This is a genomic window from Blautia caccae (assembly GCF_040095955.1).
Lineage (GTDB): Bacteria > Bacillota > Clostridia > Lachnospirales > Lachnospiraceae > Blautia > Blautia celeris.
This window is the reverse complement of the sequence record NZ_JBBMFP010000009.1, coordinates 1-13,511: the sequence shown is the minus strand read 5'-3', so window position 1 is coordinate 13,511 and position 13,511 is coordinate 1. Positions and strand designations below refer to the sequence as shown.

Below are 13,511 nucleotides of genomic sequence, written 5' to 3'. Positions count from 1 at the left end.
TGCCATATTGGATATTCAAGGCCTGCGCCCATAGCTCTTGCGAGCGTTCCAACTTAGGCAATCCCCATTTAGTAGCAGAGTAAAAAGCAATGTTCATTGTCGGATACGGTTTTCGTCCTTTTATGCTGATACATACGGGCTGCACATTGGTTTCGCTCCTCCCAGTCATTTTTTCTGATGGAGATGCACAGCGCAACGGATGTAGCTGTCTTCCGTTACGACCACCACAAATGTCCCTCGGACTGCCGTTCAACCAGTGTAGGCTTTATCCTCATATGAACTTTGGTCTTGCTGCTCAGTCGTGGCATGACAACTTGCCAACTCGCAGCTTTACGGTCGTGCTATTGTCCCCTTTGGGTTTCCCCATCCAGGTTAGCCGTTGACCACAGGCATGAAACCTCACGCCTGCCGCTTGCTAAGCGGATTTACTCTGCACCTTATGGGCGCACAAATGATATGGTTATGAATATGGTTTTGGTCAACATGGGTACTGATGACATATTCATATTTCCCTTTTAGTACTTCGTCAGCAAATTCTTTGCCGAGCTTATGTGCGGTTTCAGCATCAACCTCTCCAGGCTTAAAAGATTGAATTAAATGAAATGCCAGATTGTTGCCTTTGTCCATCACGTTCTTTTTACCTTCTTCTCTGGTAAAAGCAAATTCCAGATCAGCAGATTCTGGGGAACAGGCGAAACTGGAAATCAATAATTTCTCTTCGGTTTTGTCCGGATTCATAATATAGTCTAGGGCTTTTTTGTCAGTTACTTTAATGGGGAAGATTTTAATATACGCCATATCTTGCTTACCATCCTTTTCAATTCTTCCATTTCTTCCGGGTACAAATCACCGGTGGTATTTACCTTTTTTGCAATCTGATTGATGTTCACACCGATTTTGTGCATCTCTTCATAAACCTGCTTTATAGGGGCTGTGTCGGTATTGATGATGTAACCGTCGATAGCCATTTTTCTAAGGTAGGCGCCCATGTTTCTTGTCTTTGACAGAATCATCTTTTGGCGGATCAGCTTCTTTTCCTCTGGAGTAACACAAAACAATATTTGGATGTTTCTTTTTCTGTTTGACATGTCCATTTTCTCCTTCTGTACGTAATTCGGTTTTGGGGTGCTTCGAGGTTTTCAATTTAGGGCAGGGTTCCCTAAATTGCCATTTTTGTGGAAGTGTATATACACTTCCTGTCCTTGCTGTTCTACCCTCTAATAGATAAATTCAGGTGAAATAGAGAATTGCAAAAGAATTTGAGAAACTGAACAGGTAGTGCAGCTCATGAAAATGTGGTATGATTATTTCAAGATACGAGAATATCCAGAGGTGAAAAAAAGAGTGGATAGAGAAGAAATCTTTGAATATGTGAAGAAGCAGTATGGAACAATACCTGAATATTTGTGGAGCAGTTCTCCAGATAGTGCAGTGCTTCGTCATCATAATGGAAAATGGTATGCGGTGATCATGAATGTTGAGAGATCCAAACTTGGATTGGATGGAGATGATACCGTGGAAATTATAGATGTTAAATGTGATCCGGAAATGACAGGAATGATTATCCAGACCTATGGTTTTCTGCCGGGCTATCACATGAATAAGCAGCATTGGATTACGATTTTGTTGGATGGAACAGTAGGAGAATCGAAAATATTGGATTTTCTGGATATGAGTTATGATTTGATCGATGGATTGCGGAAATGATAAGAAGCTTTGAAAATAAGGATTTGGATCAGGTAATGTCCATATGGCTTCAGGTCAATATGGAGTCACATTCTTTTATAGAGACAGATTATTGGAAAAATAATTATGAAATGGTCAGAGAAATGATTCCAAAAGCTGAAGTATTGGTGTCAGAAGAAAATGGACAGATCAGAGGATTTATCGGTTTGATTGATACCTATATTGCAGGGATTTTTGTAAGAGCAGCGGAACAATCGAAAGGTGTCGGGACGGGACTGCTTCATACCGTTATGAAGTCACGAGATAATTTGAGATTGAATGTTTATAAGAAGAATATGAGAGCAGTGTCATTTTACCAGCATTATGGATTTCAAATTATTAATCAGGGAATAGATGAGAGTACATCAGAAGAAGAATATACGATGGAATGGCATCATTAGGTGATTAAAAATGTTTCTTATGAGCAAGAAAAAAGATACAATAAAGATTAAGATGGAGAGGAAGGTGGAACCATGGCAGTAGGACAGATTACGTGGGAACGATTTATCACGAGCAATAATGATGCACGTGGCGTTAGATATAAATTTGAAGATTTGAGCAGACAATTATTTACATATGAATTCCTTTCTCAGAATAACGTGTGCAAATATGTTCATAGTAATCCGAATAATCCAGGAATCGAATCAGAACCTATATTGGATGAAGTAAACAACAGATACATTGGTTATCAAGCTAAATTTTTTGATAATGATGCTGATTACAATCAAATCAGAGAGTCGGCACAAAAAGCAGTTAAGCATTATAAAGGAAAGTTAGACCTCATCTATTTATTCTGTAATAAGGCGCTCACAACTACCTGCGATAGTTATAAGGGCATTGAAAAATTGTTAAACGATGCCGGTATTGCATTACAACCGATAACGGATACAACTATACTTGATCTTGTTCGAAAATATCCGTTTTTGGGGAAATATTACTTTGATGATCATGGTATTTCACATGAGTGGTTTGTAAATAAGGCAGCTATAACAGTTAATATTCTTGGTGAACGTTTTAATGCCGATTTTAATGTAGATACAGAGGCATCAAGGAATTTATCTATTTTTTTGCAAAATCAGAGTGCACTAGATTATTACAATGATAGAAAAAGAAATCTTGTCGAAGAAATTGCTTCATTACGGTGGGAACTTGATGGTGATAGCTTATATAAATATGCTCGTAAACTTTCTGAATTCATTGTCACAATACCAGATGTGAAGTTCGATTGTATTCATGATGTTGAAAACTGGCAAGGAATGATTTCTACAGAATTTGAACATGATATGACCGAAATAGAAACAAAAATTGCGGATGCACAATTTGAGTATGAAGAAATAAAAGGTAGGGACAAAAATAAGGCAGCTGGATTAATAAGATATCTGGGGAAATTAAATAAACTCAAGAATTTGTTTTATCGGTTAGAGTTATCTGAAATTGAGAGGAATCTGCTTAACAAAAAGATTCTGATAGTTGAAGGAAAAGCTGGTATTGGCAAGACGCAACTCTTTGCAAATGAAGCGATTTCGTTACTTAATGCAAACGAGAATGCTTTGTTAATCATTGGGAGTGATTGCCTTTCTGATATCAACATATTCGAACAACTAAAGAATAATTTGAGATTAGATTTTGATTTTGAGGACCTCATTGATATTTTAGAAGTAATTGGAGAAACAAATGGAAAAATAGTGCCAATTCTTATTGATGCATTAAATGAAAGCTGGAAACCACAATTGTGGAAATCTGTTTTGCCTATATTGTACAAAAAAGTAAGTGAAAAGAACTACGTCCGTTTGGCTGTTTCGTTTAGAAGTGAATATCAGAATTCAATTCTTCCAGAACGATTCCTTGAATTGGATAATGTTGCGAAAATGGAGCATAGGGGATTCAGAAACAATCCACTTGAGGCTGCAAGAAAATTTCTTGGTTATTATGGAATACAGTTTACTCCACTGCATATGTTCACTGCCAATATTGACAATCCATTGTTTTTAACGCTGTATTGTAAAACATATCAAGGTGATGAAGTGGAGTTGCCGGTATTGTATGAGAGACTTTTAGAAAAGGCTAATGACAAGCTTCATATGAAATTGGAAAAAGCTATTGAAACAGCAGGTTACGATCAATCAGATAACTTAGTTCTGCCTATAGTGGAAGCTATATCTAAACAGACTCTTCTTACAGGAAAGCGTCATTTTGAAAAAAGTGAGATAGAATCGATGCCAATTTGGGATTCATTGGGATTGGTAGCCAGGCCGTTTATTACGCAGCTCATACGGGAAAATATTCTTCACGACTATGAATCGGATGGCAAGAACTATGTGTATTTTTCGTTTGATCAGATGAATGACTATTTCTCGGCAAAGACAATTCTTTCAATGTTTCAGACTGAAGAAGAAATTAGAAAATATGTTTATGAGCATGTGTTAGGTATTGTTGATGGGGAGTTTAAAAACTGGGGAAGCGAAGATTTGTTCGCACATGTTTGTGCTTTATATGCTAAAAAATTTGGAAAAGAATGTATAGATATTATACAATCTATAAACGATGAATCAGAAAGAAAGGATTTGTTTAGAACATATATTGAATCTTTTGAGTGGAGAAGTAAAAACTATTTATCCATTCCGGAATTGTTAAAACTGTGTAACGAGTATTCTATAGAACCGTCTATTTTATGGAATGCCTTTATAAATAATTCGGTAAAACAAGGCCATCTGTTGAATGCAGATGCCTTATACGATGTACTGAAGAGGTATTCCCTTGCCAAAAGAGATTATCTTTGGACAACATTCATTAATGGAAGAAATTCAGATGATGATCGTATTGTCCAGTTAATTGAAATTTACAACAAAGGAGAAGTGCTTGAGGTTTCTGATAAAGAACAAATCAGGCTGTTACTGATTCTCTTCTCATGGGTACTTACTTCTTCAAATCGCTGGCTTCGTGATACAACGTCGAAGGCTATGATTGAAATTTTAAAAGATCATTTTGAGTATACAGAGTATCTTTTAAAAATGTTTTCTGATGTAAATGATCCTTATGTGATTCAAAGACTTTATGGGATTGCATTTGGAGCTTGTGTAAAACGTAATTATGAAAATAAGGAAACATTTAAGTCATTGGTTTGTTTTGTGTTTGAGGACATCTTTAATAAGGATATGATATATCCGGATATTTTATTAAGAGATTATGCAAGACTTATTATTGAACGATATTTGATGGAGTATCCAGGTGAACTTCAAGATTATGAATTTGAAAAAATAAAACCACAGTATAAATCAATTCCTATTCCAGATATAGATGATCAAAAATACTCAGATAAAGACTTTAAAAACGGTTTATTTTATATTCAGCATTCTATGCGATTCGAAGGAATCGGTATGTATGGAGATTTTGGTAGATATGTTTTTCAAAGTGCATTACGAAATTTTGAGGTAGATGACTACAAAATATTCAATTATGCCATGTATTATATCATTAATGAACTGGGCTACCAGGGAGAGTTATTCGATGATTATGATAGATTTGTGAGCCGTTTTTCATATGACAGGCATCGTGTGTTAAAGACAGAACGTATTGGGAAAAAGTATCAGTGGATTGCTATGTATAATATCTTAGCTCGAATCTCAGATTATTATCCCATGAAGAAACGGTTTTCGATGGAAGAGGAGATTGTATCATACGATGGTCCATGGGAGCCTTATGTAAAAGACTTTGATCCAACATTGAATGCATATAATTTATTATGTGATGATGCCCCTTATTTTTCACAAATCAATGAGCATATAAGGGAGTCCGTTCAAGAGAATCATACTGTTAAAGACGATTCTGCATTTGATGAAGATATATGGACGAACTCTAATTCAATTTTTTTTGTACATCAGAAAGAAGACTTATTATTAACCGATGATGGAGGAAATCAATGGGTTGTTCTGTCTAAATATGCCGATACCGGTAGAAATGATCTAGCATATGACAAACTGATGGTGTGGAATTGGTTGTATGGATATTTTGTTACGGATGAGCAATTGGCTATATTAAAAGAGTATGCAGGTAAAAATGTGAATCTGCTTAATAGTGATATCACTGGGATTCCAGAAACGTATACTCTGTATAGCAGGGAGTATCCATGGTCGAGTGGTAGTAAATCTGTGTTAGGCTGGCAATTGAAAGATATTGAATTAAGAACTGGTGAAACAAAATCGGTTACTAGTACAGTTGAAGAACCACAGTTTTCTTGGATAGATACATTATTGAAGAAGTACTCAGGTAAAGCTGATGCTGAGGAAGTAGAGTTTGAATCGGAAATAGATTTAGATGAAAACTTTAAAATTCCGACCGTTACCAAAACATACACAAAAGAAGAACCGGTGACAATAGACTTGGGTAAAGTGCTAAATGCTACGCAAGACTTAATATGGGAGGAAGAATTTGATGCATCTAAAGAAGATGCCCTTTCGTATTTCCATCCATGTGCAGAAATCATTAATACGTTGAAACTTAGGCAAAAGAAGTATGATGGATATTATTACGATGAAGCAGGTGTACTCATAGCTTTTGATACTGATTTGACAAAACAAAAAGCTGGATTGATTATTCGGAAAGATGCTTTGGACAAATTCTTAGATATTAAGAAGTTTCATCTTGTATGGTTTGTAAATGCATCTAAAGAGATACATGACAAAACTCTCATGATTACCAAGTTCACAGATTGGACTGGATTATTGGAATATACCGGTGATTCTGTACAGGGCGAGTATTATACTATAGAGTCTTGACAACTTAATGGCAAATGAGGATTGGCCGGTGGAACAAGTTTGGGTGTATAAGGAAGTAGAGGTGTACCGAAACTAAGTCATTGGAAATGAAATACATCAATAGATTTATGTTGAGGAATCAAAATTATTAATACAAAAAAACCGGGGATTCATTCCTCGGTTTTTTCTTGACAAGAAGTGTCATCGTCCAATTTGAAAATCTCTTCCACGCTCATATTCAGATAATGGGCAAGTCGGATTGCCATTTCCAACGAGGGGTTTCGCTCCCCACGTTCAATTCTGCCGATGGTACGGCTGCAGGAGCCGGTTGCTTCTGCAAGGTCTTCTTGAATTAGATTTCGCTCCACACGAATGTCTTTCAGAATGTTGCTGATTGCCATCCAATCACTTCCTTTAACTTTATTATTGTTTCAACAGCCGGTTTGAATGGCACGGACTGTATTACGATTATTGAAAACCGGGGATGTCGGAAGCATCACACTTGCCGACAACTCTGCCGAATATTTTAAAAGAGTCCGATTCCTGAATTGCGATAGGTTTGTATTTTTTATTCAGGGAGATCAGGAATAATCCATCTGGTTCATCATGGAGTTTTTTGATGTAGGCGTCTCCATTGAGATAGAAAATGCCAATCTCTCCATTGCAGATGCTGTCTTTTTGTTGAATCCATGCAATTTCCCCGTTGTGGTATTCCGGTTCCATACTGTCACCAGATATCCGGACTCCGAAGTCTGCATTGTCCGGGGCAAGATCGCCAACTTCATAAGATTCTTTTGGCGCATCTGTCAGGAAATTACCGGTACCTGCAGAAACTGCATCTCCGAAGATATCCATAAAAATTTCTTTTTTACGGAAAGGAATAATGTTTGCAACTACCGGTTCAAACAAGCCGGAGGCTTTTAGTATTTTTGCGTAGTCTTTTATCTTATCTTTTCCTTCCTGATTCAGACCGTCCATTACACTGTATGGATTTTTCCCGAAATAAGCATCATAAATATCTTCAATATCCAACAATTTACAGAGAGTTAGAAAAACATGCAGTCCTGGTTCTCGTGCATCTGTCTCCCATTTGGAGATTGCCTTCGCTGTAACGTCAATACCCTGCTGTGAAAGCAGTTCCGCAAGCTTTGGCTGCGAAAGCCCTTTCTTTTTTCTGTTTTCTGCAATAATCCTGCCAATAGAACGCATATATTCGCCTCACTTCTATGAAATTCCGTTAGATTCTTATAGGTGCATTATACAGCACATATACAAGAAAATCAAGAAAAATCTCCAATATGTAGATTATACAACCAAAATGTCAGTTGACTATCCCCATAGTGTCGGCTTATACTAACCATGCAAGGAATGATAAGAAAGCCGGACGGAGGTGAGAAAAGGATGGGTGACAGGACAATTTTACATAGTGATATGAATTGTTTTTATGCCAGCGTAGAAATGCTGCATCATCCGGAACTAGCGGGAAAGCCACTTGCTGTAGGCGGCGATCCGGAAGCAAGACATGGTATTGTGTTGACGGCAAATTATATTGCGAAGAAATGTGGTGTAAAAACCGGGATGGCGCTCTGGCAGGCAAAACAGGTTTGTCCGGAAATCATTTTTGTGCCGCCAAGGATGGATCTGTATTTGAGGTTTTCCAGTATGGCGAGAGAAATTTATTCAGAGTATACGGACAAAATTGAGCCGTATGGAATAGATGAAGGATGGCTGGATGTGACGGAAAGCAGCAGTATCAAAGGTGATGGAATGAAGATTGCCCAGGAAATCAGTGACCGGATTAAGTACGAACTTGGCATTACCGTGAGTATTGGCATTTCCTGGAACAAGATATTCGCAAAACTTGGCTCTGATTATAAAAAGCCGGATGCCATCACACAGTTTCATCGTGGCAATTACAAAGAAATCGTCTGGGGTCTGCCGGTGTCAGATCTGTTGTATGTCGGCAGGCAGGCAAACAAGAAGCTGCAGAAGTTGGGGATCCATACCATTGGCCAGCTGGCACAGACAGATGAAAAGTTGATGGACAGCCATTTTGGAAAAATCGGTCTGGTGTTATGGGCATTTGCAAATGGATATGATTCGGATCCGGTTTGTACGGAAGGATATGAAGCTCCGGTCAAGTCCATTGGAAACAGTACAACGACACCGAGAGACCTGGAAACAGATCTGGATGTTTGGATTATTCTGATGGCATTATCGGAGAGTGTATCTGCCAGATTACGGAAACATGGTTTTAAATGTAAGGTGGTGGAAATATCAATCCGGGATAACGGGCTGAACAGCATCACAAGGCAGAAGCGTATCAGCCAGCCGACGAATATTACGGATGAAATTGTAAAAGCAGCATTTGAATTATTTAAGAAACATTACAGATGGGAGCATCCGATACGGAGCCTTGGCGTGAGGGGGTCTGATCTGGTAATGGAAGATATTCCGGTTCAGCTTGATCTATTTGATAATCAGGAGAAACGGGAAAAATTAGAAAGGCTGGACCGGGCTGTGGATGAGATCAGACGACGGTTTGGATATTTCAGCATACAGCGGGCAGCAATGTACCAGGATAAAGTCTTATCCCACTTGGACGCCGGTACACATACGGTCCATCCTCACAGTTATTTTCATGGATAATGGGAGGGATAGATTTGAAAAAGACATTAACCAGAAAACAGGAAGAAAGCTATCAGTGCATTGTAAGATTTACTGAGGAGCATGGATTTCCGCCAACAGTCAGGGAACTGGGGGCATTACTGGGAGTTGCTTCAACATCAACGGTATTTTCCAGGATCAGGCAGTTAGAGAAAAGTGGATATATCCGGAGAGTTCCGGCATCTCCAAGAGCAATCGAAATCCTGTGATGGAGGTGCGGCATGAATAAGGTATATGTTGATGTGGTAGCAGAGTTCAGTAAAGAAGGATGCCTGATTCCAATTTTATTTGTTTGGGAAGACGGCAGAAAATACAAGATTGATAAGGTGCTTAAGATTGAACGCTGCGCCAGCAGGAAAGCAGGCGGTGTTGGTACGATGTACACCTGTATGGTACAGGGGAAGGAAAGCCATTTGTTTTTTGAAGTGGATAAATGGTTTATGGAAAGGAAGATTTCATAATTAAAAGGAAGAATATTAACCGGCGGAGATAGTCACTTTCCCTTTATATCCCGTTGGTTTTACATAAGGATCCGTATTCTGATCAGCTGGTATTCCCCACAAATACCATTTAGGATATGGATCCTGCAAAGAGTAATTTAGATTGCTTTCCATCAAAATCATGGGGAAGGCGAACTGGTCTGCAAGACCTACCAGTTAGTGTGATTGTTGATAAGGAGAAATAAAGATTTATGACAGACAGAGATTATGCAATTAAATCAATGAAAGAGGTTACGTTCCAGATGGCGACCCATGCACAGGATTATCTGGAAGTAACCATGGACAGGCATCATGAAGACATAAAGGCATTGATGGTGAATTACCAGAAACTGATATTGGAAAATAAGATGGTACTGGAAGAACTGGAAATGGAGTGCCAGGAGAAGATCAATGAGGATATGGCATATGCGTTGAGCTATCTTGATGTTTACGGGAAACAGCTGAATGTAACGAAACTGAGGCATGAAATGAACAATCTGATGGTCATATATGGATTGTCGGATATGGTTTACCGGGGGATTACACTGGTAAAGTATTATGCCCCGGACGGAGTGATGCTCAGTGAGATTATCCATTCCTGTTTTTGCAGCCATTACAATAAAACGGATGTGGAAGTCCAGCAGGAACTTGGCATTGGAAGGACTTCGTTTTATAAAATGAAGAAACAGGCATTGCGGTATCTTGGCTTCTACTTTTACGAGATCGTAGTGCCGCAGGCAAAAAACAAAAGATTCAAACCCTCCTTGGGTGTGGAAGAAGAGTAGGTGAGTGGGATGAGATACGAAAATTCAATGGTAAAGATTGCAGATGATATTATCCGGGATCAGCAGGCAGAGAGGAAGGTTCAGAACAAAAAACAGAAATGGCATGATGAATATGCGACCTTGAAATTCTTTCGGTACATATGCAGAAATGTTGGAAACCTTCAGGAAGGAGAGATCCAGCGTTTGATATGGCAACTGAAACAGTCAGATAAGAAAGCAGTCGAAAAGCATTTAAAAGGCTATGCGTGGGAATTTGATTATGAGAAAATGTTTTCTATATTGACGCAGAATCCTGTTTGTCAGAAAGTATGTCAAAAAAATAAATATACAAGCTGGATGCATCTGATCAGCCGATACTGTACAGAAGATTGTTAGGAAATAGGACACCTTCTTGCGGCTATCAATGGATGGATTATTTTATGGAATAAATCATGTATTAGTTCTATAGAACGATAACTTGTTTTGCAGCTTCTGTATATCGCAACAGTCGGTAGTTATACTAACTTTAGACCGAAAAATAGTTCTAAAGGAGGTGCTGCGATGGATCTGAAAGCTGTAGGACAGAGAATTAAGATGGCAAGGGAAGCAAAAGGTCTGACACAGGAAGATTTGGCTGCCATGGTGGAATTAAGTCCGACACATGTAAGCGTGATTGAGCGGGGATTGAAAGCCGCAAAACTGGATACGTTTGTTGCGATAGCCAACGCTCTGGAAGTTTCTGCAGATTCACTTCTGATAGATGTTGTGGCACATTCTGTAACTGGTGTGACGAATGAATTATCAGAAATGATCGGGAAACTTCCAAAAGAAGAGCAGAAGAAAATCATCAAAGCGGTCAGGGCATTAACAGAATAGTTTTTATGAGGAGGGCGGAAGCCCTTCTTTTTTTGCGGTTTTTGTCACAATTTGTCAAACGAATGGGGATTCTGTTTTGTTTTTATCTGTGCTATAGTAGTTCTAAAGAACTAATACTAATTCAAAAAGAGGAGATATAAAATGCACAGAAAAACTATTTTTGAGAAGGTTGCTGAAAAATTCCATACCACTCCGGAAGAGGTATATGCGGAAATCCAGAGAGCGATTGATGCCGGATTTGATAGCCCGGATCCAGAGGTACAGGCAGAATGGCGCAAAGTTAAAATAAAGGGGGATCGACCAACACCGGAGGAAGTAATTAACTATGCAGTAGGTACTTTAACAGCAGAACAGAGGTGATTATTAAATTGAAGAGGAAAAGTATGCGTTAATATGTCTGTTATTGGCAGTAGCCTTGGTTTCGGGTTGTGCGCAGAAACATAAAGAGGGAGAGCCGGATGTCATTAGCAGTATGAAAATGAATCAGGATGAAACACTTACTGTTGTGGCAAACAGAAAACAGATTGAAGATAAAGAGGATTTTGCAAAACTCCTTGTCAAAAAATGCAAGGATAATTCTTTTCAGTCTGTTAGATTCTCTACAGATTATGGGTATGCCACCAGCCTGAATCTTAGAGTATATCTCTGGGAAGATGAGATAGAAGGACAGGAGCCGGTAATGGTGGTGGAATATAAGCCTGTTGAATGGGGACAAGACTATGATATTGTCCATGATCCGGAAAAGTTCCAAATGTATGTGGATGGAGAGCTGATGGAAAATCCTTAGATTTTCAGATAAAAAATGGATGAACTGTTAGGGGAAAAGAGGAAGTGAACATTTCCCTTGAAAATGTGTACAATCCAATGAGAATAATGAACTTTTAAGCCCTGTAAACGGACACTTTCTGAACTTTACTCTGATACAATGGTTATGCTGATGAAAGAAGGCATAGAAAACTGAATTAAATTTGAGAGACGGAAGCCTCAGTAGTTAAAAAAGACTACTGGGGCTTTTTTTCGTGCCTGAATTTTTCAGCCAATACCTGCAGGTTTTACCTGGCAGTAGTTGGTGGAGCAGGCATGAACCAGATCAGAGGACCGCCTTCTGAATTTGAAACTAACAAACAAATTTCAAATTCAGGAGGACGGATATGTATATTGAACATCCATATAAATACGACGGGAAATACTACGCAAATGTAGATGGAAAGATGATTGAAATCACAAAGGAAGTGGCTTATGCCATGAATAATTTTTATCGAAGCAGCCAGCCAAGGAAGATCGAAATTAAGAATGAAAAAGGTGAGGTTGTTGAACGGAAACTGCGGGAAATTCCTTACAGCGAGACGAATGGACAGGATTATGAATTCTCTATCGAGGATTTTCCGGACTATAGCTGTGATGTGGAAGACAGCGTGATCAGCAGTGTGGAGAGACGAGATATCCACAAGGTAATTAATCAGCTGGATGCAGAAGAACGGATGATTATTTATGGCATTTATTTTGAGAATAAAACGCAGGTACAGCTGGCAGGGATTATGGGAGTGTCCCGGCAGGTTCTGGCGTACAAGCTGAATACAATTTTAAACAAGATGCGGAGAATGTATCAGGAAAATATTTTTTAAAAAATCAGCAGATTTTTTTGCATCCGGGCAAGTCAGTTGAATTTAGTAATTAGAGAGAGTTTTAAGGACTCCTCAAAAGCACATTGGAAACTGAATACCCAGTAATAACTGACGTGACATCTTATGCAGGAAGCACAAGGAAACTGCCGCCATGACTCTGATGAACATCGGACGAGCGAATAAGCACTGACCGAAAATCAACTGGCAGGTTGATGATGCGACGATCTGTATAGGGTGCGATACACTTGTGGACTGTGAAAAGTCTGTAACCGGCAAACCTATGAACTGTCGGAGCCTGTGTGCGGGAGCATTTGGGTTGTGATCTGGCGAATGCAGTCAGATAGGTTATTATTCCCTGCCTGCGTCAGCAGGATAAACGATTCGGGGTATCGAGGATAAATAGAATCGAGCGAGCACTGTTTAATAATCGAAAATTGGCTATAGAGGTTATGCGGCAGAGTATTCCTTTTGAATGTCTCTGCCGTATTCCTGTGGAGCTAATAATGGATGCTTTGCGATTAAATTTCAGGAGATGGGAGGAACGAATAAATGAAAATTGAAAGAGGCGATATCCTTATGGTTAATTTGGGACAGGTTCCGGGTACTTCCCTTCAGAGTGGA

The 13,511-nt window shown here is 38.9% G+C and carries 15 protein-coding genes and 1 pseudogene; 12 read left to right on the top strand and 4 right to left on the bottom strand.

What is annotated here, in order from left to right; translation table 11 throughout:
• Positions 1–444: 444 nt before the first annotated feature.
• Both WMO65_RS11320 and WMO65_RS11315 read right to left on the bottom strand, forming a co-directional pair.
• A pseudogene (locus WMO65_RS11320) lies at positions 445–798 on the bottom strand (relaxase/mobilization nuclease domain-containing protein); the annotation flags it as partial.
• Positions 765–1,088 (bottom strand): MobC family plasmid mobilization relaxosome protein, encoded by a 324-nt coding sequence (locus WMO65_RS11315; protein ID WP_118743364.1) that lies wholly within the window; start codon positions 1,086–1,088, stop codon positions 765–767. The gene WMO65_RS11315 and the pseudogene WMO65_RS11320, both read right to left, overlap by 34 nt.
• Before the next feature lie 256 nt (positions 1,089–1,344).
• On the opposite strand from WMO65_RS11315, the gene WMO65_RS11310 reads away from it, so the two are divergent.
• From WMO65_RS11310 to WMO65_RS11300, 3 genes are all read left to right on the top strand, one after another.
• Positions 1,345–1,707, top strand: coding sequence for an MmcQ/YjbR family DNA-binding protein (locus WMO65_RS11310; RefSeq protein WP_038273536.1), 363 nt, complete (start codon positions 1,345–1,347; stop codon positions 1,705–1,707).
• Positions 1,704–2,126 carry an N-acetyltransferase gene (locus tag WMO65_RS11305; RefSeq protein WP_002584951.1) on the top strand — a complete coding sequence of 141 codons (423 nt, stop codon included), beginning with the start codon at positions 1,704–1,706 and terminating at the stop codon, positions 2,124–2,126. The genes WMO65_RS11310 and WMO65_RS11305 overlap by 4 nt, the downstream gene beginning before the upstream one ends.
• A 72-nt stretch (positions 2,127–2,198) precedes the next feature.
• Complete coding sequence (locus tag WMO65_RS11300; RefSeq protein ID WP_118743365.1) at positions 2,199–6,500, top strand: NACHT domain-containing protein; 4,302 nt, start codon at positions 2,199–2,201, stop codon at positions 6,498–6,500.
• Positions 6,501–6,649: 149 nt separating this feature from the next.
• Here the strand turns inward: WMO65_RS11300 and WMO65_RS11295 are convergent, their stop codons facing one another.
• A complete protein-coding gene (locus tag WMO65_RS11295) occupies positions 6,650–6,880 on the bottom strand; it encodes a helix-turn-helix transcriptional regulator (protein WP_002584946.1) in 231 nt (76 codons plus the stop codon).
• A 67-nt stretch (positions 6,881–6,947) separates the two neighbouring features.
• On the bottom strand, positions 6,948–7,688 hold the full coding sequence (locus WMO65_RS11290; protein WP_002584945.1) for a helix-turn-helix domain-containing protein: 741 nt from the start codon (positions 7,686–7,688) through the stop codon (positions 6,948–6,950).
• A 192-nt stretch (positions 7,689–7,880) separates the two neighbouring features.
• Between WMO65_RS11290 and dinB the strand changes: the two genes are divergently transcribed.
• The 9 genes from dinB to WMO65_RS11245 all read left to right on the top strand — a co-directional run bounded on the left by dinB (position 7,881) and on the right by WMO65_RS11245 (position 12,890).
• Positions 7,881–9,128 carry a DNA polymerase IV gene (dinB, locus tag WMO65_RS11285; protein WP_002584944.1) on the top strand — a complete coding sequence of 416 codons (1,248 nt, stop codon included), beginning with the start codon at positions 7,881–7,883 and terminating at the stop codon, positions 9,126–9,128.
• A 14-nt stretch (positions 9,129–9,142) separates the two neighbouring features.
• Positions 9,143–9,355: a LexA family protein gene (locus tag WMO65_RS11280; protein WP_038273524.1), complete on the top strand. Its 213-nt coding sequence runs from the start codon at positions 9,143–9,145 to the stop codon at positions 9,353–9,355.
• 12 nt (positions 9,356–9,367) lie between these two features.
• The gene (locus WMO65_RS11275; protein WP_002584942.1) at positions 9,368–9,607 is read left to right on the top strand and encodes a hypothetical protein; all 240 of its coding nucleotides are present in this window, start codon (positions 9,368–9,370) and stop codon (positions 9,605–9,607) included.
• 230 nt (positions 9,608–9,837) lie between these two features.
• Positions 9,838–10,410, top strand: a complete 573-nt coding sequence (locus WMO65_RS11270) for an ArpU family phage packaging/lysis transcriptional regulator (RefSeq protein ID WP_002584941.1) — start codon at positions 9,838–9,840, stop codon at positions 10,408–10,410.
• 9 nt (positions 10,411–10,419) lie between these two features.
• On the top strand, positions 10,420–10,785 hold the full coding sequence (locus tag WMO65_RS11265) for a hypothetical protein (RefSeq protein ID WP_002584940.1): 366 nt from the start codon (positions 10,420–10,422) through the stop codon (positions 10,783–10,785).
• 165 nt (positions 10,786–10,950) lie between these two features.
• Positions 10,951–11,265, top strand: coding sequence for a helix-turn-helix domain-containing protein (locus tag WMO65_RS11260; RefSeq protein ID WP_002584939.1), 315 nt, complete (start codon positions 10,951–10,953; stop codon positions 11,263–11,265).
• A gap of 141 nt (positions 11,266–11,406) precedes the next feature.
• On the top strand, positions 11,407–11,625 hold the full coding sequence (locus tag WMO65_RS11255; RefSeq protein WP_002584938.1) for a sporulation initiation factor Spo0A C-terminal domain-containing protein: 219 nt from the start codon (positions 11,407–11,409) through the stop codon (positions 11,623–11,625).
• 118 nt (positions 11,626–11,743) lie between these two features.
• Positions 11,744–12,052 carry a hypothetical protein gene (locus WMO65_RS11250; RefSeq protein ID WP_002584937.1) on the top strand — a complete coding sequence of 103 codons (309 nt, stop codon included), beginning with the start codon at positions 11,744–11,746 and terminating at the stop codon, positions 12,050–12,052.
• A gap of 364 nt (positions 12,053–12,416) precedes the next feature.
• Positions 12,417–12,890, top strand: a complete 474-nt coding sequence (locus WMO65_RS11245; protein WP_002584936.1) for a sigma-70 family RNA polymerase sigma factor — start codon at positions 12,417–12,419, stop codon at positions 12,888–12,890.
• Positions 12,891–13,511: the final 621 nt, after the last annotated feature.